The sequence below is a fragment of the Chryseobacterium sp. BIGb0232 genome, from assembly GCF_024810195.1.
Taxonomy (GTDB): Bacteria; Bacteroidota; Bacteroidia; order Flavobacteriales; family Weeksellaceae; genus Chryseobacterium; species Chryseobacterium pennae.
Map to the genome: position 1 here is coordinate 1,342,533 of NZ_JANUEH010000001.1, position 25,224 is coordinate 1,367,756.

A 25,224-nucleotide genomic window follows, 5' to 3' on the forward strand; every position below is an offset into this window, starting at 1 on the left:
GGCATCTCATTTGAAGGAAGTTTCTTAATATTAAGAATAATTTAAACTCAGAGATTTCTGAAAAGAAGGATGCTGAAAGCTATTGAAGCCTGAGAGAACAATTAGAAATTAATTTTTAATAATTCCCGACACCTTCATCTCAAAACGTTCCAGGGATAAAAGATTTTTCCAGGTATACTAAAAAATGACATTCCATTTTTGAAATGCCATTTTAAAATTCTATTTAAACTTATATTAATTAGCTTTCTCCCAAACCTGGGTTCTTCCTAATAATGATAATCCTAAATACCCTCTTACATTAAGCTTATCTCCGCTCTTTGTAATGGTACATTTGTAAGTTTTTCCCGTTTTAGGGTCTGTGATATTACCTCCTGTAAATTCATCACCTTCTTTTTTCAATCCTCTGATGATTTCCAGTCCTACAATTGGTTTTCCTTTTCTGTCATCTTTACAAGCGGTACAGTTAGGCTCAGCAGGTTTTATCAATAATTGAGAAACTTTCCCATAATACTTTCCATCGGACTTCTTGAAGATCTCTACAATAGATTTAGCCTGTTTGGTTTCATCGTCTATCGTCTTCCACTTTCCTTCTATCTGTGCGAATGTCATCACACCAAATAAAGAAAGCGCGAATGTTAACATTATTTTTTTCATATTTCTTATAGTTTTAATTTTAATACAATATACTTTTCTATGTATTGATAAAAATATAAATTAATTCTTAACGAACAAAAACTTTTATTATACAAAGCATAAAAGACCTGGTAAATGAATTTATCTAATTCAGCTTTCTATTAATCACTCTGTCCATATAATCCTGATACCATGCTTTTGCTGTTTGTTTTCCTTGTTCTACTTCAGGTGTTTTTAGCTGGCCAATCAGATTCTTTTCAAGAGCAAGGTCTGTTTTATCATATACTCCCACAATATCCTTGCCATCAAAACGATAGATATAATTTCCAATCATAAATTGTTCATTATTTCCATCTGAATTCACCATAATACCTGGATATTTTTTATCACTTACCAGACTTCTTCCCCAGCTTCTGATGGGTTTATTATAGCCTATTAAATCTGCAAGTGTCGGATAAATGTCTATTTGCTGCGCCATTTCCGGATTTTCTCCTTTCAGTTGATATTCCGGATTTGGAGAATATAAAACCAGCGGAACAGCAAAACGGTTCATCGCTTTTTCATATTCTGGATAATAAATCTGATTGGTATGATCTCCCGTGAATACAAAGATTGTATTGTGGAACCAAGGTTCTTTTTTAGCCGTTTCAAAATATTTTTTAATTGCATAATCCGTATACTGTATAGGTTCATGCATTTCTATTTTCCCTTTTTTGAATTTTCCCTGATATTTCTCCGGAATTTTGAATGGATGGTGAGAAGATGCCGTAAATACCGTAGTCATAAAAGGTTGTTTCTTTCCTACATTTTTAGCAAAATACTGAAGAAATGGTTCATCCCAAATCGCCCACATTCCATCAAAATCTTCATCATGATTATATTCTGTTTTCCCAAAATAATGCTTGAAACCTAAGATATTTCCAAATCCCAGGAATCCCATAGAACCATTAGGTGCCCCATGATAAAATGAAGTATCGTATCCCAGATCATTGCAGACAGAAACAATAGACTGAATTTTCTGGTTAGAATATGGAGAACCTGTAAAAGCATCCGTAAGACTCGGAATTCCGGCCAGCACACTGCTCATTCCATGGATGGATTGCCTTCCGTTCGCAAAGGTATTTGGGAAAATAAGGCCTTGTGTAGCCAGACTGTCCATAAACGGAGTATATGAAACGTAATCTTTAATATTTTTATCTTTATTAAAAGCTCCGGAGTACTCTCTACCAAAAGATTCTACAATGAAAATAACAATATTGGGACGGTTCTCTACTTTTCTGTCGTATTGTTTATAAGGCTGAACATTTTCTTCAATATACTTCTCATCCACAAAGTGAACTTCCTTGAAATTATTAGTATTTAAAGTCCTGAAGAAAGAGAATGTACTGTTAAGAACCAGATTTCCCTGCAATGGATTGGTTACAAAACGGGTAGCATCCACCATATTGATCGGTCTTGTACTGTGTTTGAAATCTCCTCTGATTCCGCCTACCACCAAAACTGCAGTAATACACAAAGTAACAATGGAGGATAAAAAATAAGGTAGTAACTTAACAGGTTTTACTTCATCAACTTTTACTTTTTTATAAAGGAAAACCCAAAGTCCCATTAAAATAATAAACCAGATCAGTACAAAAGGATGTTGCTGAACAGAAATCATCAAGGTCTGAGAAACATTAGACTCATGCTCTGCTACCTGAAATACTGCTGAAGTAAGCCTTGATTGGGAGAATTTATAATAAATAAAATCCCCGAAATTCATTCCATATGCTACTCCGTTCGTCAGAAAATAAACCCAGAAAAGGAGTTTCTGAAATACTTTCTTTGTATTGATGACTAATGGAAGGAGACTTAACAGTATAAATAAGGCATTCACATACAAAATAGCTGTGGTATCGAAGGCTGTACCATGATATGCCAGTTTAAGATACTCTGAAACAGAGTCTACCTTAATGAGGTCTTTATTAAAGTACCAGAATAAAAGTCTTGCGATCTGATAAAAAACATAGGCTAAAAAAATTCTGTAAAGCAGTGCCAGAACTTCCTGTTTTCTAAATCCTTTTAAAAATTTCATGGGACAAATTTACATCAAAATCACTTTATGGCGTTTTTTAGTGCATATTATTTTGAGTTAGAATTTTTAAAAACTGTAATTTTGTACTTATGGATTTTATAAAGAATAATCTGGCTAATGCCTTGACCCTGGCTAATCTGTTTGCAGGCTGCGTGGGTGCAATACATCTTATTTTAGGAGACTATCAAACCACGGCAATATGCCTTATCCTCTCCTCTATTTTCGATTTCTTTGACGGATTTGTAGCCAGAGCCGTAAAATCAAACTCCAACCTGGGACTTCAACTCGACTCTCTTGCCGATATGGTGAGTTTTGGGGTTATTCCTGGATTAACAATGTATAAAGCTCTTGAACCATTTGGAACAGAACTTCTTGGAATACATTTTCCTTTTGAAATTAAATATATAGGATTAGTAGTAACCGTTTTCTCTTGTTTAAGGCTTGCTATTTTCAATCTGGATGAGGAACAGAGATATTATTTCAAAGGTTTAAATACACCTACCAATACTGTTCTCTTGTTTGGTTTGTATTATGCTTTTAAAGAAACCGGGACTTTCAGTTTCCTGTTTGACAATGCATTACTGCTTATCATACTTTCGTTCCTTACTTCATGGCTTCTGATCAGTCCTATCAAAATGATGGCAATGAAGTTTAAATCCAAAACTCTAAAGGACAACTATCCAAAAGTAGTATTATTGCTGGGTGGAATTGCGATTCTTGTGATCTTCCAGATTGTAGGAATTCCAATGCTGGTCATCTATTATATACTGGTATCGCTTATTTTTCAAAGACAATTAAAATAGAAGCCAAACAACCTTTTATTTTTAAATAAATACATATTCAAATTATTATTGATTAACATGAACTTAAAACTCCATAAACCACTTTGTATTTTTGACCTGGAAACTACAGGAACCAACATCGGAAAAGACAGAATTGTTGAAATCTGTATTTTAAAAGTAAATCCTGATGCTTCCAGAGAAAGCAAAACATGGCGTGTGAATCCTGAAATACTGATTCCAAAAGAAAGCAGTGAGATTCACGGAATCTATGATGAGGATGTAAAAGATGCTCCAACATTCAGAGACATTGCTTCTAAAGTGATGGAAATGATTACCGGCACTGATCTTGGCGGATTCAATTCCAACAGGTTTGATGTTCCTCTTCTAGCTGAAGAATTGCTAAGAGTGGGAATGGATTTTGACCTTAGCAAATTCAGACTGGTAGATGCACAGACTATTTTCCATAAAAAAGAACCTAGAAACCTTGGAGCTGCCTATCAGTTCTATTGTGGAAAAACTTTAGAAAATGCCCACTCTGCAGAAGCTGATGTATGGGCTACTTTTGAAGTTTTGGACGCTCAGGTTGGAAAATATGAAGATATTCCAAATGAAATAGCGCCATTAAGCGAGTTTACATTCCATAATAAGAATGCCGATCTTGCAGGATTTATAGGTTATAATGATAAACAGGAAGAAGTTTTCAACTTCGGAAAATATAAGGGACAGGGAGTAAAAGCTGTCTTCCAGAAGGATCTTGGATATTTCGGATGGCTGCAGAATGCTGACTTTCCATTGTACACCAAGAAAGTTTTCACAAAAATTCAACTTTCAAGCAAGTTTTAAATATGTCTGATCTGGTTCGCTTTAAATTTTATGAAACTGCCCTTGAAGCTAACAGGGACAAACAGATTCTGGCTGAAAACGGAATCAATAGTTTCATTGCGAATGAACAGCTTATCCAGTCGGATTGGCTGCTTTCTCAGGCTGTGGGCGGAATTCAGCTTCAGGTTTTTGAAGAAGATCTGGAAAAAGCAGGTAAGGTTCTTCAGGACTATAAAGACAATGAGCAATATTCATTGGAGGTAGAACACACTATTGAAAACCCGGAATTTGATTTTGCATGTCCTAAATGTGGCTCCAATCATATTTACAGAGATGACAGGGCGACCAGCTTTTTCGGAATTTCTTTTCTGACGAGCCATAAGTTTGTGTGTTATTATTGTGGCAATGAATTTACCCATGAATAAGTACAAGATAAATATTTACATTAATAAAAAGATTGCTTCGTTCCTTGCATGACGCAGTCTGAAATAAATAAAGAATTATGAAAATCATTTGCATTGGAAGAAACTACAGCGAACACGCTAAAGAATTAGGAAACGAAATTCCGGAGAATCCTGTTATTTTCATGAAGCCGGATACAGCCATTTTAAAGGGAAATGATTTTTATATCCCTGAATTCTCCAATGATATCCACTATGAGCTTGAAGTGGTGATAAAAGTATCTAAAGGAGGAAAATACATTCAGAAGGAAACGGCTCACAAACATTATGAAGAACTTAGCTTAGGAATTGATTTTACAGCCAGAGATCTTCAGAGTGAATTAAAATCCAAAGGGCTTCCATGGGAGCTTGCTAAAGGATTTGATGGTTCCGCAGTAGTAGGAAACTTCTTCAAAAAAGATGATTTTAATCTCAATGATCTTTCTTTTTCATTGCTAAAAAATAAAGACAAAGTTCAGGATGGAAATACAAAAGATATGCTCTTCCATTTTGATGACATCATTGCTTTTACCTCTCAATATTTTACTTTAAGAGTAGGTGACCTTATCTACACAGGGACCCCGAAAGGAGTTGGAAAAGTAGATGAAAATGATATTCTGGAAGCTTACCTTGGTGAAGAAAAAATCCTTGATATCAGAATATTGTAAGTATTTAACATAAAAGTTTGGTGAATTTTTCATATCTTTAGATAACAAAATGAAAGGTTATGATAAATATTATTTTACCTGTAGATTTTGGGGACAAAACTGACCAATTGGTGGACGGTGCCATAAAATTTGCAAAACAACTTAATGGTAGAATTTACCTGATCCATGTTGCTCCATCAGATATCGGCTTTGCCATTGGAGATATGGGATTTCAATATTTTCCGGAAGTGGAAGCAAACGAAATCAGGGAAGAGCTGGTTCAGCTTAATAAAATAGAACAAAGAATCATTGCCCATAATATCGATTGTGAGCACCTTCTAAAACAAGGGCTGGCAAAAGATATTATCCTCGAATATGCCAAAGAAAAAAATGCAGATTATATTGTAATGGGGTCACATGGAAGAAGCGGAATCTATGATGTATTTGTAGGAAGTCTTACCAAAGGACTCACAAAAAGTTCAAATGTTCCGGTTTTGGTACTTCCGATCCACGACTAAGTAAAAGAAAATTTTAATCGTTAGTATAAAAAAACCGATCAAATAAATTATTTGATCGGTTTTTTACTATATAACCAATTAATTAACCTTCTTTTTTGTAGATATTCGGATCGTAGTAAGGGTGCTTACCTTCCGTTGGAGAATAATAGTCTTTATCTTTGTCACCACCTAATGTTACAACCAATACGTAACACCAGTAAATGAATAATACACAGCAAACTGTAAATAAAATCCAGTTTAAAACATTTCCGAAAGTATCAAAGAATGCGAAACTCGATTTGAAAACTTTGCTTAAGAATAGAAAGAAAGACGTCATTATTTTCCTTTTTTAAATTAACTTTGTACAAATTTATAAAAAATGTTTAAATTACTTTCAAAAGAAAGCAATATTTTTTCAATTCCTGTTTATATTGGTTGTCTTCTTTTAGTCGTTGTAATATTTAACATATTGAATTTCAACACTTATGAAGCAATTATAGCCGGAATTACATTTTTAGGAATTGCCTTGGGATATTTTTGTTTTCACAGTATTGCTCTTAATTATCAGACCCATCTTCCCTTATTCTTATATACATTTTTTATTTTTGGCCTGTACCCGGGTAATTTAGACATAGGAATTGCAGTTTCGCTGCTTACCAATTCATTCCTGATCTTGCTCTTAACAAGTGCTGATGAAGATATAAGGAAGAAATCATATGTATTGGTAGGTGCCATTGTTGCACTGAATTTCATTTTCCTGCCCACCACCTGGCCAATGGCTGTTTTTGTTATTATTCACGTGGTAGCTACCTCCGCCAAAGTAGGTTTAAATCTGTTCAGATTCCTTTTAGGGGTTATTCTGATTGCATTCAGTTATTTTTCGGTGATGTACTTTGTGCAGTTCACTTCATGGAATATTGATTATTTTCCGTTTGGAAAGATGAAGCCGGTAACAGATTATATGGAATTATTGCCTTTGATTCCGGTTGCCATAATGCTTATTTATGCAGTATATGACCATTTTCAAAATTATAATAGGAAAAGTCCTATAAGCAGATATAAATATACTTTTCTGCTGGTTTTTTCCCTTGCTCAACTTGTTACCATCATCTTATATATGAATAAAAGCTATGAATATTTACTGTTGCTGGCATTTCCGTCAAGCATTATTCTGAGCAGGATGATGAGATTTTTACCGAAATACTGGATGCAGGAGGTGAGCTTATGGCTTATTATTTTGAGTTTACTTACCTTTAAAGCAGGTACAGTTTTTGATTTATTTTAGAAAATTATGATTCAGATAGACGATAAATTGATTTCTGAGGAAATCTTTTCCGAAGAATTTGTGTGCAACCTTAGCAAATGCAAGGGTGCATGTTGTGTGGAAGGTGATGTAGGAGCTCCATTGGACAAAGGTGAGCTTGAAATACTGGACGGTATTTTTGACAAAATCAAGCCCTATCTTACTCAGGAAGGCATCAAAGCCCTTGAAGAGCAAGGTACATGGACTACTGATCCGCACGACGGAATGTATGTTACTCCCATGGTGGAAAACCGTGAATGTGCTTATGTAACTTTTGATGATAAAGGAATCACTAAATGTGGTATTGAAAAAGCGTACGAAGATGGAGCGGTAGACTGGCAAAAACCTATTTCATGCCACCTTTACCCTATCCGGGTTACAGAATACTCTGCATTCACTGCTCTAAATTATCATGAATGGAATGTATGCAGCGGCGCCTGTACGCTTGGAAAAGAGCTTCAGGTTCCTGTTTATAAATTCCTGAAGACCCCATTGATCAGAAAGTATGGTGAAGAATTCTACACAGTTCTGAGCGGAGCTGCTGACGAATGGAAGAAGGAATATGGTTCTTAACCGATCCATATTTGAATACAATAATAAAAACCGCAAAGAGATCTGCGGTTTTCTTATTTCTTCCTGTAAATAAAAATGAATTAGTGTACTGTTTCTGCTTTCTTGGTTTCATCTTTTTTAGCCTTTTCCCAACCATCTTCCGGCATTAGTATTGCTACACTTTTTTCTTTTGTAAGGTATTTTTTAGCAACATCCTGAAGGTCTTTTACAGTAAGTGCTTTTACTTTATCCGGATAATTCAGAATATCGTATTTATCACTTCCGTCCAATTGATTTTGGGCAATTCCCTGTAACCAGAATCCATTATCTTTAAGGCTAGTTTTATATTCGTTGTATTCACCTTCTTTATATTTATCCAGATCCTTTTGCTCAGGACCTTTATCTATAAATTTTTGTAATTCGGCCATTGCACTTTTTGTAAGCCTATCTGCATTTTCAGGACCACAAGGGAAATTAACACTAAAATCATAAGCACTGTACGGGATTTTACTGAAGCTTCCACTTGCACCTCCGCCGTAAATACCGCTTTCGTCTTCTCTTAGTTTTTCAAGAACTTTAATTGTAGCTACTTCTCCAAGAGCTGAAAGTGCCATAGCTTCCTTCTCATTATAAGGAGCTTCTCCGCTGTAAGAAATTGTTACAAGACTCTTCGGCTCTTTTCCTTTTTTATAAACCTTTGTATATCCTCCTTTCACAGGTCTGTAACCCGTATCTTTAAATGTTGATGATTTTCCTGTTGCAGGAAGTGAAGCAATATACTGCAGGACTTCATTTTTAAGCTGCCCTTCATCTATATTCCCCACAAAATAGAAGTGAAAATTACCTGCATTGGCAAATTTCTGTTTGTAGATATCGTAGGCTTTCTTATAATCTGTATTCACCCAATCTTTTTCGGTAGGCTCAAGTCCGGTAAATCTTGGATTTTTCTGATTGATAAATTTAGAGTATTCATTAGAGAAGTAATATTGCGGATCTGAATCCACATTCGTCAGCATTGCGGATTTCTTTATTTTATAAGTGTTGAATGCTTCAGGGTTATAATTTAAGTCTGTAAAGCAAGCATAGATCAGCTCCATAGCTGTCTTCAGATCTTTTTTCGAACTTGTTCCTGAAATACCATCTGTAAGTCCACCTACATAAGAGCTTGCACTCATCTGTTTTCCTGCAAGATAGTGTGTAAGATCTGTCTTTGAAAGCCCGCCTAATCCAGCTTCCAGCAAAGCATCAAATGCGAATTTTGTTTTATTGTAATCAGTATCCGGAATGACAGACACTCCTCCCAGACTTATTCCTGCAAAAACAATCTCATCATCTTTAAAATCTGTTTTTTTGAAAGTCACTTTAGCTCCGTTGTTCAAAGTCCAGGTGGTAGTTCCTAATTTATTGTCCGCTTCTACTTTAGTGATTTTCCCTTCTGATTTAAAAGGCTTTACTAAGCTCTCCGTTTTCGTTTTTTCTTCATAAGGTTTAAGATCAGCCATTTTTACGGCATCAAATGTGTTCAGGACCATAACCTCTGTTGGCATGGCAATATTTTCTTTTTCTGGCCCTGTAATCACGATTACCCTGCTATCATCCTTTACAAGCTTTTTGATAATTCTATTTGTCTGTTCCAGAGCTATAGTTGGAAGAACTTCTTTAATGTGCTCGTATCCCCAGGTAATTCCAGGTATTGGTTCCTGTCTCAGGAAATGGTTCACAAAACCATCTATAAGCTCACCACTTTGGTTTTTGTCTTTGTTGTTGTAAGCCCATTCATAAGAGGAAAGCATCTGGTCTTTTGCTCTGTCCAGTTCAGATTGGGTAAATCCGAATCTTTTGGCTCTTTCCACTTCTTCCAAAAGAACTTTCAGCGCATTCAGCTGATCACCGTCTTTTGTAGCTGCTGATCCCTGAAATGCTTCTTTGCTTCTTGCATAAGTTCCTCCATGGTAAACTGAACCATAAGTAAAAGGTGGGGTCGCAGAGTTAACCAATTCTGCCAATCTGCTGTTCAGCATAATATTTACAAGACCTTCTACAATACTTTGATCATACTGCTGAACTGTTACATCCGGTTGGTACATTTCAGAATCTTTGATAATGAACTGCACTCCGGAACCTGTAGCATCAGGATCTGTCTCGATGGCTACCAGCGCTTCTTTATGCCCCGGAAGATCAAAAGATTTTCTTTCTCTGGGGTTTGAAGGGTTTTTATATTTACTGAAATTAGTCTTTATTTTTTTTTCTATTTCATCTACATTGATATCTCCTACTACTACAATTGCCATCAGATCGGGTCTGTACCAATCCTGATAAAATTTTCGGATAAGATCTGGTTTGAAATTTTCCAGGACTTCTTTTTTACCGATTGGAAGTCTTTCTGCATACTGTGATTTGTATAAAAGTTTTGGAAGATATTTATCCATCATTCTCTTATCCGGTCCAAGACCTAATCTTAATTCTTCCAGTACCACTCCTCTTTCTTTATTGATTTGTTCGTCAGAAAGCGTTGCGTTAAATGCCCAGTCTTCTATTACTTTCAGACCAGCATCCAGATTTCCTGGTTTATCCAATGGGACAGGAAGCATATAAACGGTTTCATCAAAGCCGGTATAAGCATTAAGGTGTTGCCCAAATTTTACTCCGATAGATTGCAAAAAGTCTACTAACTTATTGTCCGGAAAATTTTTAGTCCCGTTGAAATTCATGTGCTCCATGAAGTGCGCCAATCCTCTTTGATTTTCGTCTTCAAGAATAGATCCGGCATTGATTGCCAGACGGAACTCTACTTTTTTTTCTGGTAAAACATTTTTTTTAATGTAGTACTTCATTCCATTGGAAAGAGTACCGATTCTTAGGGACGGATCCACAGGGATGTTTTGTCCATAGACATTGATAGACATCAGGAAGATGACTGAAAACGAAGATAATATTTTTTTCATCTGCATTATTTTTTGACGCCTCAAAAATATCGATTCTCTCTGCAATTCGCCTTTTACTACTGGGTTAAATTCGAGTTAAAAAATTTAAATATTACAAAATGAAAATATACAATGTCTTTTATATTATTTAAAACAATTTTTAATTAAAAACATTCATCAATTAATTAAAATAGACTAATTAAAAATAATACCATTTACTTCATTTATCCTGAAATTAAGGTAATCTATCATTATATTATTCATCCAAACCAAAAAAACCATTGTAAAATACAACGGTTTTTTAATTTTGATTAAAAAATTTCAATCGCAATCCTGATTTTTGAAATTCAGCAATAGTACTTTTAGCCTAAAAAACCGGGAATTCCCGGTTTTGATCACTTAAAAAGTAATTTATTATTTAAAATCTGCATCCGTTACTCCGGAATTAATTGTAATCTTAGTGGTTTTAATATTCACTTTCTGACCTCCTCCTTCTGCTTCTACATCAGCAGGGAATTGCAATCCGTCTACTGTCATATAACTTTTTATCGTTACATTTCCTTCTCCGGCAATCGTTTTATATAAAAGTCCTGTAGCAGTATCAAAATAAAATTTTCCTTTATCGGAAGACAATACATTATAGTCTTTACCATCCAGTTTTTCTACTGCAACATTTTGAAAAGTAGCTCCGTCAAATGCTAATGCATCCACTGGTTTTGCTTTTTTCAGTTCTGCTACTTTATCTGCAGGAATTGCAGTTTTGCTTCCCATCTGGTCAAAATATCCTTTTTCCCCATCAAAAAACTGGACCATCTGCTGTCCCATAAGCGACTGTACAGACTTGAATTTGTTTCCCATTTTTTTGGTAGTCATAGTAATTTCCATTCCCTGGGCAGACATAGTATTTTCCATATAAAGAGTTTTTACCCCTTCTAATTTTTCTTTTCCTCCTAATGCCTTAAAGTAATTATCCAGAACTTCTTTAGCCGTTGTTGTAGATTTTACAGCCTCTGTTTTTACAGAAGCGGCATCTTTCTTCTGAGCTGCTGCCGGAACAGAGAAAAGTACGGCACAGAAAAATGGAATGATGATCTTTTTCATAATATGTAATAAGTTTATGATGTAAATATAGGAATATTGACGGACATGAATACATTATGGGTCATGAGTAATCAGTAATGAAGAAATATAAAGATAAATAGTTAGTTCAGAAGCCTGAGGTGAAGAATATAAAGAGAACAGGAAAGGCCGAAAATAAAAAAACCGTCAAAGAATTGACGGTTTTGAAATATTTATATCTGGATATAATTATTTTTTAAGCTCTTCTAAAAATTCGTCGTGAGAAATTTTAGTTTCTTTTTTGCTAGCTTTTTCAAGAATTACATCTTTTAATTTAGCCATCGCTACTTCAGAAGAGATTTGTCTTACCTGCTCCTGATCTTTCAACATTTCAACAGCATATTTTTGGATCTCTTCATCCCCTAAGTGGTGGATTCCGTAGATAGCCAATTGGTTTTTCACTAATTGCTCAGCTTGTGCCAATACATCAGCATAGTCAAGGTTGATTTCGTTATCAGTCATCAATTTACCTTCGATGATCTGGTATCTCAACTGGTTTTTCTCGTTTTCAAGAATTTCTTTTGCCTGCTCTTCAGACTGGATATTCTGGTTAGAGAATATTAACCATTTTACTAAGAAAGTTTCAGGAAGTGCTACTTCTTCTTTTTCAGTAACCTGCTCCAATACTTTATTCACGAAGTGAACGTCAGCATTCTGTTGGAAATACTCGTCTAATTCAGTCTTAACTTTGTCTTTAAGCTCGTCTTCAGATGTGATGTTTCCTTCTCCATATACTTTGTCGAATAACTCCTGGTTAAGCTCAGCTAAGTCTAATGAGTAGAAGTCTTTTACTTTAACTTCAACTTCATTGTGGTGTAGGTGCTCTACTTCTTCTTTGCTGAATCCTAATTCTTTAGCTAATTCTTCATCACCTGCAAGAGTTTCTTTAGTTACTTTTACAGATCCATCCATTTTTAAAGCTTTTACTAATTTGAAAGCTTCTTTGTTTTCACCTGTAATGGTAACATTCTTTGGGTGGTGGTGGTGCTCTCCTTCAGCATCTTCTTCTACAACCTGAGAAACTTCTAAAGCGATGTAAGAATCTTTAGTGATTTTATCTTGAGGAACCTGCTCAGCGAAACGCTTCTGCATGTTTTCAATACTCTTGCTGATTTCTTTGTCAGAAGCTTCTACTTTGTAGTGAGGCGCTTCATATTTAGCTAAATCTATAGTGAATGCAGGCTCATATCCTACTTCGAAAGCAACTGTTACCTGATCAGCATTGTAATCTAATTCGTTTACAGGCTGAGGAATAGGCTGACCAACTAATCTTAACTTGTTTTCGTTAACATAGCTGTTCAATGCATCAGAAACCTGTCTGTTGATTTCTTCAAATGCAATTCCTGCTTCATATTGTTTTTTAACCATACTCAAAGGCACTTTCCCTTTTCTGAACCCAGGAACTTGCGCATTTTTAGCATAATTAATCAATTGCTTTTCTACTTTTTCTTTGTAGTCAGATTTCTCCAATGTTACAGTAAGTAATGCACTTACATCATCATGGTTTTGTGCGGTAACCTTCATTATCGATTAAAATTTTAGGTTGCAAAAATATGAATTTTTTATGAAAATCACTCATTTAAAATCAACTAATACAGCCAAATATTGTTAAATAAAAAAACCACTGAAAAAATCAGTGGTTCTCCCAAATTAATATGACGATATGAATGCCCTTTTTCTTTGAAGAGCTTACTTCTTAATTAATGAAAATCAATAAAGATATCTACATCACTTTCCCCTCCTACAGTACTTCCCTGCTGGTTATCTGCTGAAGGCGAGTTGTCATTCACGGCTGTTGCTCCGTGTACAAGAGTAATATTTGCTTTACCTGCTGCAGCCGTAGCTACAGTCCATTCAGTTTTAAGTCCCAATTTCTTACCATCAGTTCTTACTACATCATCAGCCGTTCTTTTTACTTTGATATCTGCTCCAGAGAATTTGTAAGTAACAAAGTGCATATCTTTTTCTTCTATAATTTCTTCTGCATCATGGTAATGATCTCCGTGTTTAATCTGGAAATTAACATCTATAGCATATGTTGCTCCCTGAGTAAGATGAAAGTGGTCTTTTGTCTGGCCGTTAGTAACGGTTACAGTCTGCTTGGCACCATCAGCTTTATTAATAGCTGTCACAATCACCTGCCCCACCTCTTCATGCTCATGAATATCTTCAGGAATATCATTATTCCCGTCACGGCAGGAAAACAATAAAACAGCAGCGAATAATAAAAGTGATATGTTGAATAATTTTTTCATTGTAATTTAAATTTTAAGAGTTAAAAATTGTATTTAAGAGTAACCACAAAGTTTCTTCCCGGTTCCGGCATATAATATCTCAATCGGTTAAGATATTCCTTGTACTCTTTGTTAAAAATATTGTTGATTCTGAAATTCAGATTCATGTTTTTGAATAGATCTGCACCAATAGATGCGTGAAATATTGAAAATCCGGCAGGAGGAGTACTGTAATCTATTATTTTAGTTACCATTTCTCCATCCTCAATAAACTGTACAGACTGATCTCTGATAGGGAAACGATTTTGTTTAAATACATTTTCGTTTTCCAGCCTGATATAGAAATTGGTTGGTTTGTTCAGTTTCAATTCCAATGAATTTCTAAGATTCATAGGCATCATGAGAATAAGAGGTTCATTGTTAGTCAAATCATCTCCTCTCAGTGCACTGAAACTGGTTGTCCATTTCAGATTATCCAGAATATTAAGCTGTGCATCAGCATCTATTCCATACATTCTGGCTTTTACCTGCTGATAAGCCCAAACGGCAAAGGTTCCTCTGCTTGTATTCTGGATTTCCACCGGCATTTGATTAATGAAACTATCAGAGAAAATAATATATGGATTTGCTTCTACCTGCAAGCCTTTCAAAACGTTGAAACGACCTGTTAATGAGAGATTGGCATTATAAATCTCTTCTTTTTTGATTCTTAAATCTCCTTTTTCAATAATGGCAGCAGAATGGTGAAGCCCATCAGCAAATAATTCTGCCGGGTTTGGTGTTCTGCTCATTCTTGAGAAATTAAATCTGATATCAAAGTTTTTAGAAGGATTATAATTCAACCCTACATTCGCTGAGAAGTTATGATTGTCAATAATTGGTCGAGACAGTGTTCTGCTTCCGCTTTCTTTCACATAAAATTGTGGAAAAACGTTTGCATACTTATCGTTCCATTCTTTAGTATCATAATATTTATAGGAATCATATCTGCTGAAATCATATCTCACTCCCGCTTCTGCGTTCAGTTTTGGAGTAAAACGGTATTTAAAAACAGAAAATGCTCCTGCATCATAACGGTAATAATCAGGAATCAGACGTCTGACTTCTGTCGCCGGGTTAGGATAATTATCCTGAAAACCTGCTGAAATTCCACTTTCCAGACTCCATTTTGAACGCTCTATAAGATGAATAAGACTTGCGGAGTGTGTAATCAGCCTTAAATCCATAGAAGGAGTATCTTTCAGGTCTCCTTTTCTGATATCATATTCCTTACGTCTGTTCAATTGAAAGCTATATTGAAAAGTAATTTTACCAAAATCAGCAAAACGTTTATAAGCAGAAATCTTCGCAATATGATGTTCCACAGTCTGTTTCGGATATCCAATATTATAGCCAAAATCATCCAGAAAATAAGGTTGTCCCAACGTCATTGCTTTATAGATATCATACCCATTTCCAAGGTGTGCGCCTCTATAAATTCCAAAATCCTGGTTGGTCCCGCTATAGGAAACATCAAATCCCTGCATAAAACCATGATTCCCGAATGAAAAATTGAAAGAATTAGTCTCTGCTCCGGTATTTTGAAGCGTATGATGCGGAGTGTATAAATCTCCCAGCTTCTTATAACTTCCTCCTGCTTTTACAAACCATTCGTTTTCCCAGGATTTAAGCACGTTGGCAGAAATTTCGCCTCCTTTTCCATTGGAAATCCCCGAAAGTTTCACATTTCCCATGATCGTATCCTTCTTTGGCGGGATTGCAGGTTCTAAAAGAACAACTCCTGCCACTCCGTCATTTCCATATTTCAAAGCGGATGCTCCTTTGATGACATCTATATGTTCAAAGTCATTCACATCCACATTGGGTGCATGTTCTGCGCCCCATTCCTGTTCTGCGAGCTTCACTCCATTATTCATGATAGAAATACGGCTTCCATAGAGACCATGAATCACAGGTTTGGTAATATTATTTCCTGTTTTCAACGCTGAAACTCCTGAAATTCTCGAAAGAATATTCCCCAGATTTTCCGTAGAGTTTCTTTCAATTTCGGCTTTATCCAGTGTTTTCATTACTACAGAACCTTTATTTTTATGGCTTCCATGTAATGTAATGGTTTCTATATCACCCGAGTGATGTTCTAAAATAATGGTAAGATGAAGGTCCTGATCAACTCCTATATTTTCAGTATAATCATTGCAATCAGGATGTTTTGCAATGAGTGTATACTTCCCTGCAGGGACTCTATCAAAGGAAAATGCTCCTTTTTTATCTGTTTTTGCTGTAAGGCTTCCAATTTTCACCACTGCATTTTCCAGCATGGTTTTATCATGAAAATCCTGAACCGTTCCTTGTACAGTATACGTTTTCTGTGCACTCGTAAATACCGATCCACAAAAGATCAGCAACAGGCAATATATCAATTTCATTGTAAAATAGATTGATGATGTACCCTTTTAATGAGGGGTACATTTTCGTTAAAATTTATTGAATGGGTTTAGGTTCATGATACAATGCATGATGTATCACGTAAAATGAATTAATGATAAGAAGCCAAAATGTAAGGTTATAGAAGTAAGTCACAGGCACTTATCTATAACGAACTACAGCTGTTTTTCAACAACTTTAAACATTAAACTTCAAACCTTGAACATTCAACTCTACAGTATAGAGCCAAAAACCCAATAAGAATGTATTGATTAGGAAATTGTGGGCGGTCCCCGAAGCTGAAAGGTAAATTTGGTCTGAGACCAGATTTTTTCCTGAATCGCGATAATCTGCTTTACTTCGTGCGTGTAATGCTGGAAGCTAAAGCTGAATTCTTCAGGAGCTAATGTGTGTCCGGTCACCAAAAAGTGGCAGGCCAGACAGTCACCCGCTTTCTCTTTAGTAATGGCTTTCGTTATAGAATTTTCGACTTTTTTAAGATTAAACGCCTTAAAATAATCTACAGATTCATGATGGTGAAAGCTCTGAGAAAGCAGCGCGATGAAGTATACCCCAAACAATAGTCTGGAGATAAATACTTTTAAGTTTCTGCTTTCTTTAATCATGGGTCAAAATTATGAAAATAATTTAATACTTCGTGTTAATTTTGGATAGTCTCTTACTATTATTTAATTTAAGTTCAATTTTAGAACATTTCCTGATTTTTTAACGCGAAGAATCGCAAAGGAAAAATGAAAGTTATGCTGGATATTTCCGTCCGCAAAGGCATTTCATTCAGCTATGTACATTATTATTTTTCATTTGCTGAGTGTGAACGCCTTTGCGAACGAAAAATTTTACATTTAAAAATATCTTTGCTAATCTCTGCGTTTAGATAATATACATATTTAAATCATAAGCTATCTTAGCGTATATTTAATTGATATATAATCAATACTCTAAGATATAGATGAGTAATTATTGGGTCAGCTTTAACCACATCAAAACATCAGATAAAAAAATTCGGGACTCGTATCCCAAGCCCCGAACCTTAGTCCTTTATATTAATCAAGTTGGGTTCCTAAATATTCCCATTCCTGCAGAGCGTTATCCAGCTCTTCTTTAGCTTTATTGTATTTTTCTAAAGTTTCATCTGATGGGTTTTCTTTAGCGAAAGAAGCTTCCATTTCCTCTACTTTAGCTTCAAGCTCAGAAATTTTTTCTTCTACCTTTTTGATTTTATTCTGAATATTTTTTTGTTCTTTGCTGACAATATTAGATGCCTGACTGTTGCTAACAACAGGTTTTTCTTCCACTTTCTTAGGTTCTTCCTTCACATCACTATGAAGTTTTGCTTTTTCTGCAGAAATCTCTCTGATGGTTTCTTTTTGTCTGTACTCAAGATATTCATTGATATCCCCAAGGAATTCTTTCATCTTTCCGTCACGGAATTCATAGATTTTATCACAAAGTCCCTGAAGGAATTCCCTGTCGTGAGAAATTACGATCAATGTACCTTCAAAATTCTGTAAAGCCAGCTTAATGATTTCCTTAGACTGAATATCCAAGTGGTTGGTAGGTTCATCCATAATCAACGTATTGAAAGGACGAAGCAACAGTTTACAAAGTGCCAGACGGTTTCTTTCCCCTCCGGAAAGTACTTTTGTTTTCTTGGAAACGGCATCTCCCTGGAACAGGAAAGATCCTAACAAGTCTCTTACTCTTGGTCTGGTTTCTTCTGTAGCAGCGTCTTCTGCTTCTTCAAGAACCGTTTTGTTCGGTGTTAAAACCTCTTCCTGGTTCTGAGCAAAGTATCCGATGTTTACATTGTGACCAAGGTTCCAGACTCCTGAATAATCTTTGATATCTCCTGCTAAAATTTTAGCTAATGTCGTTTTGCCCTGTCCGTTTTGCCCTAATAGTGCAATTCTGTCTCCTCTCTGAACGATAAAATCTACATCGTCAAAAATCTGTTTCTGACCATAGGCTTTTCCAAGGGTTTCTGCTTCGAAAATCACTTTCCCAGGAACCATAGACTGTACGAAACGGATATTGAATTTTGAAACGTCCTCATTATCAACTTCAATACGTTCTATTTTATCCAGTTTCTTAATAAGCGACTGAGCGAAAGATGCTTTGGTAGCACTTGCACGGAACTTATTAATATTATCTTCCATTTGTTTGATCTCCGCATCCTGATTCTTTTTAGCCTGAATCAGTTTTTCACGGCGGTCTTCACGCATCACAAGATATTTGGTATAGTTGGCTTTATAATCATCAACCTTCTTATTGTTGATATCAAAAGTACGGTTACAAACAGCGGTCATGAACTGCTTATCGTGACTTACCAGAACAATTGCTCCCGGATAATCTTTTAAGAAGTTTTCCAGCCAGATGATGGATTCCATATCCAGGTGGTTGGTAGGCTCATCGAGAAGCATGATGTCATTCTTTTGAAGCAGCAGTTTTGCCAATTCAATTCTCATTCTCCATCCTCCGGAAAATTCATCAGTGATTTTTTGGAAATCATCGGCTCTAAATCCTAAACCAAACAACACTTTTTCCATGTCACCTTCAAGATTGTAGGCATCATGGTTCATTAAAAGGTCATTCAACTCGGTCATTTTATTAATCAAATCCGTGTAAGAATCACTTTCGTAGTCGGTTCTTGTAGCCATTTGGTGATTGACCTCTTCAAGCTCGTTTTTCCAAGCATTGATTTGCTCGAAAGCCTGCATTGTTTCATCCCAAACTGTTCTTCCTTTTACGAAATCAAGATCTTGCTTCAGGAAACCAATGGTAATGCTTCCTTCTGTTACAACTTCTCCTTCGTAGAAATTAATTTCTTTGGACAGCATTTTCAATAAAGTAGATTTCCCTGCTCCATTTTTTCCTACGAGCCCTACTTTATCATCCTTTTTAATGGTGAAATTTACGTTTTGAAATAAATAATTTCCTGAATGATGTAATCCTAAACTTTGAACCGAAAGCATTTTAATTGATAATTAGTAATGAATAATGAATTTTCGGGGGCAAAAATACGGAAAAAGAAATGAATAGCCCAGAAATAAAAAAAAGCTGCCCTAAACAGGCAGCTTTTGCTTTATCATAAATTGATTTCTGAACAAGATTTATCCCGGAATAAGTGGCGGTGTTTTCTGTCCTGACAGTACCAATCCAATCATATTGCTAAGGATATCTGAAGCTTCCTTATAACTAACCGGAGCAATTCCGTGGCGATAATGTATTTCATCTTCCAATTCTGTTAATGTTATCATATGGGTATTTATCATTATTTTATTCCCGTTTCTAACACTAATCTCGTAATTACAAATATTTAAAAGCTGTTTAGCTTTATCAAGCCATTCTGAAACTGTCATATCATTCTATTTTATCTGATAATAATTTTAAAAAATATTGAAAAGTTGTAGTAATGATGACCCAGGGGATACAGGCTCTACGGATAATCTCCCAGGCACATTTTCAATCCCATAAGTTTCTGGGATCATCTGTAAATCAAACATAGTATTTTTAGCATTCCACATAAAACTACAACCTGGATTAATGATATGATCAGCAACTGATCCTGAGGTCATATTTGATTGTGCTGCAAATAGAGCTATTTTTGCGTCAGGCTGTATACTTACAGTTCCTTGTGCGGCACACGTAAAGGCGCAGAAAGGTAAAAACTGTCCATTTACTTTTACAGCCAGCCCTATTGTTATAGGTGATGTGCCTGCAGGTCTGCTATTATAAACAGTAATTACTTCTTCGGAACCAACTGAATCTGAATGAAAAGAACCATCCGTATTAAACACGACCTTTGTTCCCAAAGAAACTTCATCCGATAATGCATGCATTGTAATCGTTGTATTGATCGTAATATCTCCTTTATTAAAAACATATACTTTGTATCTGGGTTCAAAGTAAATTTCGAATCGTCCAAACATATTAACATAAGGCATAGAAAACCAAGTAGGTACTCCTGAAGAAACTTGGTTGGGCCCAGATGCTCCTTTATATCCTAATAGTCTGTAATTATTAACCTGTAGATAGTGCAAGATTTCTTTTTGTTCCCCAGAGGTAAAATCAAACTCGGTTGAAAATATTGTTGCTTTTTGCATGAGTGTCTTTTCCATTGTTTTAATTTTTGGTGTTCTTACTCTTTTTGATATCAGGCTTTTCAGAATACGCCTTTGTTCATATTTCCATTGTAAAGCTTATTGAAATGAACAATTTCAAATTAACGGGAATGAGAATCCAAAAACTACAGTATAATGTACCAAATTTACAGTTCAGTAATTATACCCATTGAATTCAAAAAGACATATTATAAAATAAAAGGGAACATCTTAAATGACGCTCCCTAACCTAAAATTTAAAACTAAAAAAGGACTGACATTAATTATCTATTTTATCCAGCCTTGTTACCGGAGTTTTGATAATTGAACGGGTCCAGATATCATTATTAGGAACACTGGTTCCATACAGAAAATCGGCTACAAAGCTATCTTCGGGAAGGTGAAGCTCAGCAGAAAGTCTTGCATGACTTTTCTGATCTACAATTGTACTGCTTGAGACATTCATTCCGTTGTTGAGAAGTTCAACATTTACTTCATACTCGGACCGTTTCGATAAACCGTCTTGATAGAGCCCGAAATTGGCAGCAATATGGATATAATCAGCCAATTTACCGTAATTGTATATTGGTTTTTTATCTATGGAAAGATCTTGTACATAAACCTTCATTTTTTCATACAAGTTTTGTAATAAAGGATGCCTGTTATAATCTGTCTCCAAATCTTTTCCTGAGATAAACACCTGCGATATTCTATTGGTTTCCTGCAGCATGAGTTTTCCATATAATTTTGAAAGTTCATTATAAACTTTATCTCTACTCATATAGGCTTTAGCAAAAGCATCTTTTTTTTCCACTCCAAATCCGGAAAGTAAAGCATCCCAGATTTTATTTCCTTCGGTATCTGTTTTTGTGTTTCTGATGTTTTGAACATAATTTTTCAGATCATCCGTATTAGCAAAATCTGTAGAAATATAAACCGACTGCGGTCCTTCCAGATAGCCTCCTCCAATATCAGCATGAGCGCCCGGAACAAAAATTTCTTTCCAAACAGAAATATGATTCCGAAACTGGTAATCCTGCATCATTTTTGAGTTTTCAAAAAAACCAGTCAGTGGAAAAAAGAATCTGCATTCATTGAGTGCGCAGATATGAAATACATTTTCCACCTGATGAGGAATACTCAGATTGTAGGTATTAAATGGTTTCGATTCTACTGTATCAAAAGCGCCCAAAAATTTCACTTTCATCTTAGCAAAAGAATAGTTTGAGAAAAGCCAGTGACAAAAGGTTCTGGCCAGCATTCCCCCTCTTCCGAAGCCATATAAGTAAAAGTGATACTCACAGTCTTCATCCTGAATAATCCTTTGTACAAATTTTTCTGCTTTCTGAAGCTTATCATCTGAAGAATATCCTTTTCCATAAGGTGGATTGGCACATGTTGTCATGGCGAAATTACTGTCTTCCCCACCTGAAACGGTTCCTATTCCTTCAATATATATTTTTTCGTTACCGATAAATAGTTTGTATAATTTATAGATATTGGTGAATGCACCATGATAGCTTTCATTGTTATTCAGTGGTTTATCTGATGAAAGTGCATTTACTCCATTATTTCCCGTACCGTCAAAGAAAATTCCGACGGAAATCACTCTACTGCCATTCATTCTTTTGTTAATTTTTTATTACAGATCTTCTCTGTACATTTATGTTTTTATTTAAAATCCCTAAAAGAGACATTTCAAAATAACGGAAGAAAGAGCAGTCTGGCTAGAGTGGAAAGTACCAAATAAAAAATTCCGTATTTCTACGGAATCTAATCAAATTTTTTCGAGTGAGTAAATATTGTTGACAATGGCATAAATGACTATTCCCACTGTGTTTTTAGCACCTATTTTTTCCAGAATACGTTGTCTATGGCTTTCAACAGTTCTGGGACTTATAAAAAGTTTTTCTCCTATTTCATTATTGGTAAACTCCTGACAAATGAGCTTTACAACATCTTTTTCTCTTTCAGACAGCTCATCTTCGGTTTCAAAAAGTGAATTTTTCTTAGCTGAACTGTTCATATAGGTAAAAAGCATCTGATGATCTTCAGCTGTAAAGAAAACTCCGTTTTTATCTACCATAGTAATCGCGTCAATAAATGTTTTCTTATCCGAGTTTTTAGGAAGAAAAGCAGAAACGCCCAGTTTCACCATATATCCTAGTATAGATGTTTTATAATGAGAAGAAAGGATGATGACTTTAAGATCCGGATACCTGTCTTTAAGAATTTCTACCAGCTCAAACCCATTCATGGGCTTCATCTGGACATCTACAAGTGCAATATCAGGAAATTCTTTTTCTGAGAGGTTTCCCAGAGACTTTATAAAATCGGGTCCGTTATCTGCGGTAAGGCATACAGATATATTTTTCTCATTGGACAGCAGCATTTTCACCCCTTCAAGGATTAGCTGTTCATCATCAATTAATGCTATTTTGATTTGGGAACTCATAATGTTTCGGAATTTTAATGATTAAACGACTTCCTTTATTTAAAAAAGATTTTTTCCATTTGTGAACGGCATTCATCGATTTGATCCTGGATTCAATATTTTTGATTCCCATCCCTTTTTTCACCTCTTCATACTCGAAACCCTGTCCGTTATCTGAAATAATGACAGCCATATTTTGCGGATAATCTTTTATATAAATCCACAGGTCTGTGGCATTAGAATGTTTGATTACATTGGTGGTAAATTCCTGAATAATCCGGTACAGCTGTACTTCCACAAAGAGATCTTTCTTTTCATATCCGGGCATTACCTGCAAGGAAATATTAATTTTATGGGAAAGATTCGCAATGAGTTCTTCCGCATACAATACGAGTCCCACCGATTCAAGATTCACTGGATATAATGAATGGGAAATGCTTCTGGCTGCATCAATCAGCGAAGACATCTGGCTGTGGATATTTTTTTTGATCAGCTCATCGCCCTTGGTATCAAGATTATTAAGCCATAAAGAAAGAATATTGAGCCTGTTTCCTATATCATCATGAATCATCACAGCCATTCTTTTTCTTTCTTCTTCCTGAGCTTTGATGTTTTCCAATACCAGTTTTTTCTGATGAAGAACTTCTGCTTCATGCTGTACATTTTTTTCCTTCATAATCCTGCTTATAAAAGCTCTGTAGGCAAGCATAATAAAGGATACTATAACTGCTATGGTAACAATTATAAGGATCAAAAGGTTGATATTTAAGGTTACTTCTTTAATCGGATAAAGGTATATATAAGTGAACAGTATAAAATACTTGAAAAGATATTATTGGCACTGAAAAGAATATAATAATTGTTTTCTGAAAGATTAGCAATCTGATGCTGTATGATAAAAATAAATACTGAAACAGAGTAATAGAAAAAAATACTGGCATCTACCCAAAGAAAACGATTCTGATCTGAAGTCTTTTTAATCTCATTAATCAAGGCTATTCCCGAAAGACAGATGATCATGATATTGGAAACTACCTTTGCTATATCTGCATTGGCAGGATAATCAAAACCGTATTTTGAGATCATAAAACCAACTGCAATCGCAGCACTCAATCCCAAGAGGTATTTGGGCCAATCCAGTTTTCTGATAAACAAGCCCGTCAGTAAAAAGAATTCTCCGCCAATATAGAACGGATAAAGAAATGAGGTATCATTGAGCCTGAAAATATAAGGCAAAACAAGATTCAACAGTTCAATAAAAAAAAGAAAAGCAATACAATAAAAATACTGCCTTTCTTTATGATTTAATATACGGTATTTAGCAGCTCCCAACACTATAACAGCAAGAAGCAATCCATAGTTTAGGAATAAAATCGTCTTATAAAGATCTGCCATTCCTTAAATTATTATTTTAAAATTCACCTTCCATTCCCGGTATACGACATATAGGTGGACATGGTTTTGCCCAGTCATAGGTATTAGACATCATATCTGCCCGTTCTGAATTCTGAAGATTTTGGCGGAAAGAGATAAAAATAAGGGTTACCAACATTTTTCCGTACACATTATTATATTTAAGTCCGAAGGAACATTTCATTTCCGTCAACCCTTCATCCGAAAGGCATAAATCTGCTGTAGGAACATAAAACCTTTTAAATATTCCCATTCCTTGAGATTCGCTACACTCTTTGTAAAACCAATCCATTCCGGATTCTCTCCAGCTTTCAATGGCTTCAATAGCTATATCCTGCTCAAGAATAGGTTTATCGGATATAGGAAAAGCCATATTTGCATTTTTCTCTATTTTTTCAAGCCCTTTGGAAAGAATCGTATTTTTAACAATGGTATACTCTTGTATCTCCTGTAGCTTCACATCACTAGTCAGTTCGGCAAGAGCACAATAGGGATATTCTTTCTGATCTATTCTGTCTCCTTTTTCATTCATAGGATAAAAGATCAGAATCAACTGGTCTTTCCATATTCCCATTGTGGCGCAGAATTCAGGATAGTCCTTATAGCTTTTCATCCATTCGAGCGGACCATCAGAAATAGTAAAGACATACGTGGTAGGAATCAGATCCTTTATTTTTAAGAAATTAGAACGGCAAAAACTCCATTCGTCTGCAGCAATTTTGCATTCTTCTACAGGAAGTAAATAATCTACGATGTTTAATGTTGTCATAAGCATGGTGGTTTTTAGTTGTATAAAATTATATAA

24 protein-coding genes are annotated in these 25,224 nt (G+C 35.3%); 7 read left to right on the plus strand and 17 right to left on the minus strand.

The features are described from left to right. Window positions 1–234: 234 nt before the first annotated feature. Complete coding sequence (locus M2372_RS05870) at window positions 235–654, minus strand: DUF2147 domain-containing protein (protein WP_115970079.1); 420 nt, start codon at window positions 652–654, stop codon at window positions 235–237. Window positions 655–778: 124 nt separating this feature from the next. Continuing rightward, the gene (locus M2372_RS05875; protein ID WP_123317994.1) at window positions 779–2,707 is read right to left on the minus strand and encodes an LTA synthase family protein; all 1,929 of its coding nucleotides are present in this window, start codon (window positions 2,705–2,707) and stop codon (window positions 779–781) included. Window positions 2,708–2,796: 89 nt separating this feature from the next. Here M2372_RS05875 and M2372_RS05880 point away from each other — a divergent pair, with 89 nt between their 5' ends. The 5 genes from M2372_RS05880 to M2372_RS05900 all read left to right on the plus strand — a co-directional run bounded on the left by M2372_RS05880 (window position 2,797) and on the right by M2372_RS05900 (window position 5,916). Continuing rightward, entirely contained in the window at window positions 2,797–3,510 is a 714-nt protein-coding gene (locus M2372_RS05880) for a phosphatidylcholine/phosphatidylserine synthase (RefSeq protein ID WP_123317993.1), read from the plus strand. Window positions 3,511–3,567: 57 nt separating this feature from the next. Beyond that, window positions 3,568–4,332: a 3'-5' exonuclease gene (locus M2372_RS05885; protein ID WP_123317992.1), complete on the plus strand. Its 765-nt coding sequence runs from the start codon at window positions 3,568–3,570 to the stop codon at window positions 4,330–4,332. A gap of 2 nt (window positions 4,333–4,334) precedes the next feature. Further along, complete coding sequence (locus M2372_RS05890) at window positions 4,335–4,736, plus strand: DUF2007 domain-containing protein (protein ID WP_123317991.1); 402 nt, start codon at window positions 4,335–4,337, stop codon at window positions 4,734–4,736. 77 nt (window positions 4,737–4,813) lie between these two features. Beyond that, complete coding sequence (locus tag M2372_RS05895; protein ID WP_123317990.1) at window positions 4,814–5,419, plus strand: fumarylacetoacetate hydrolase family protein; 606 nt, start codon at window positions 4,814–4,816, stop codon at window positions 5,417–5,419. A gap of 59 nt (window positions 5,420–5,478) precedes the next feature. Beyond that, window positions 5,479–5,916: a universal stress protein gene (locus M2372_RS05900; protein ID WP_123317989.1), complete on the plus strand. Its 438-nt coding sequence runs from the start codon at window positions 5,479–5,481 to the stop codon at window positions 5,914–5,916. 82 nt (window positions 5,917–5,998) lie between these two features. Here the strand turns inward: M2372_RS05900 and M2372_RS05905 are convergent, their stop codons facing one another. Further along, a complete protein-coding gene (locus M2372_RS05905) occupies window positions 5,999–6,232 on the minus strand; it encodes a DUF6341 family protein (RefSeq protein ID WP_115970072.1) in 234 nt (77 codons plus the stop codon). Between the two features lie 42 nt (window positions 6,233–6,274). Between M2372_RS05905 and M2372_RS05910 the strand changes: the two genes are divergently transcribed. Further along, window positions 6,275–7,180: a DUF6427 family protein gene (locus tag M2372_RS05910; protein WP_123317988.1), complete on the plus strand. Its 906-nt coding sequence runs from the start codon at window positions 6,275–6,277 to the stop codon at window positions 7,178–7,180. A 6-nt stretch (window positions 7,181–7,186) separates the two neighbouring features. After that, entirely contained in the window at window positions 7,187–7,771 is a 585-nt protein-coding gene (locus M2372_RS05915) for a DUF3109 family protein (RefSeq protein ID WP_123317987.1), read from the plus strand. Window positions 7,772–7,851: 80 nt separating this feature from the next. On the opposite strand, the gene M2372_RS05920 is transcribed toward M2372_RS05915, so the two are convergent. From M2372_RS05920 to M2372_RS05985, 14 genes are all read right to left on the minus strand, one after another. Next, window positions 7,852–10,695, minus strand: coding sequence for a pitrilysin family protein (locus M2372_RS05920; protein ID WP_123319055.1), 2,844 nt, complete (start codon window positions 10,693–10,695; stop codon window positions 7,852–7,854). Between the two features lie 393 nt (window positions 10,696–11,088). Beyond that, window positions 11,089–11,775, minus strand: coding sequence for a hypothetical protein (locus M2372_RS05925; RefSeq protein ID WP_115970069.1), 687 nt, complete (start codon window positions 11,773–11,775; stop codon window positions 11,089–11,091). 207 nt (window positions 11,776–11,982) lie between these two features. Next, complete coding sequence (locus tag M2372_RS05930; protein ID WP_123317986.1) at window positions 11,983–13,317, minus strand: trigger factor; 1,335 nt, start codon at window positions 13,315–13,317, stop codon at window positions 11,983–11,985. A 176-nt stretch (window positions 13,318–13,493) separates the two neighbouring features. Further along, the gene (locus tag M2372_RS05935) at window positions 13,494–14,048 is read right to left on the minus strand and encodes a hypothetical protein (RefSeq protein WP_115970067.1); all 555 of its coding nucleotides are present in this window, start codon (window positions 14,046–14,048) and stop codon (window positions 13,494–13,496) included. Window positions 14,049–14,068: 20 nt separating this feature from the next. Further along, complete coding sequence (locus tag M2372_RS05940; protein WP_185018685.1) at window positions 14,069–16,453, minus strand: TonB-dependent receptor; 2,385 nt, start codon at window positions 16,451–16,453, stop codon at window positions 14,069–14,071. Window positions 16,454–16,723: 270 nt separating this feature from the next. Further along, a complete protein-coding gene (locus tag M2372_RS05945; protein ID WP_123317985.1) occupies window positions 16,724–17,077 on the minus strand; it encodes a hypothetical protein in 354 nt (117 codons plus the stop codon). Window positions 17,078–17,515: 438 nt separating this feature from the next. Then, window positions 17,516–19,444 (minus strand): ABC-F family ATP-binding cassette domain-containing protein, encoded by a 1,929-nt coding sequence (locus M2372_RS05950; RefSeq protein ID WP_115970065.1) that lies wholly within the window; start codon window positions 19,442–19,444, stop codon window positions 17,516–17,518. Window positions 19,445–19,582: 138 nt separating this feature from the next. After that, window positions 19,583–19,831 carry a hypothetical protein gene (locus M2372_RS05955; protein WP_123317984.1) on the minus strand — a complete coding sequence of 83 codons (249 nt, stop codon included), beginning with the start codon at window positions 19,829–19,831 and terminating at the stop codon, window positions 19,583–19,585. 27 nt (window positions 19,832–19,858) lie between these two features. Then, a complete protein-coding gene (locus M2372_RS05960) occupies window positions 19,859–20,590 on the minus strand; it encodes a hypothetical protein (RefSeq protein WP_123317983.1) in 732 nt (243 codons plus the stop codon). Between the two features lie 262 nt (window positions 20,591–20,852). Continuing rightward, complete coding sequence (locus M2372_RS05965; RefSeq protein ID WP_123317982.1) at window positions 20,853–22,196, minus strand: DUF2235 domain-containing protein; 1,344 nt, start codon at window positions 22,194–22,196, stop codon at window positions 20,853–20,855. 153 nt (window positions 22,197–22,349) lie between these two features. Continuing rightward, window positions 22,350–23,027: a response regulator gene (locus tag M2372_RS05970; RefSeq protein ID WP_123317981.1), complete on the minus strand. Its 678-nt coding sequence runs from the start codon at window positions 23,025–23,027 to the stop codon at window positions 22,350–22,352. Next, window positions 22,996–23,682 carry a sensor histidine kinase gene (locus tag M2372_RS05975; protein ID WP_123317980.1) on the minus strand — a complete coding sequence of 229 codons (687 nt, stop codon included), beginning with the start codon at window positions 23,680–23,682 and terminating at the stop codon, window positions 22,996–22,998. Before M2372_RS05975 ends, M2372_RS05970 begins: the two co-directional genes overlap by 32 nt. A 95-nt stretch (window positions 23,683–23,777) precedes the next feature. Then, a complete protein-coding gene (locus M2372_RS05980) occupies window positions 23,778–24,401 on the minus strand; it encodes a hypothetical protein (protein ID WP_123317979.1) in 624 nt (207 codons plus the stop codon). Window positions 24,402–24,417: 16 nt separating this feature from the next. Beyond that, window positions 24,418–25,188 (minus strand): hypothetical protein, encoded by a 771-nt coding sequence (locus M2372_RS05985; protein ID WP_228455615.1) that lies wholly within the window; start codon window positions 25,186–25,188, stop codon window positions 24,418–24,420. Window positions 25,189–25,224 lie beyond the last annotated feature (36 nt).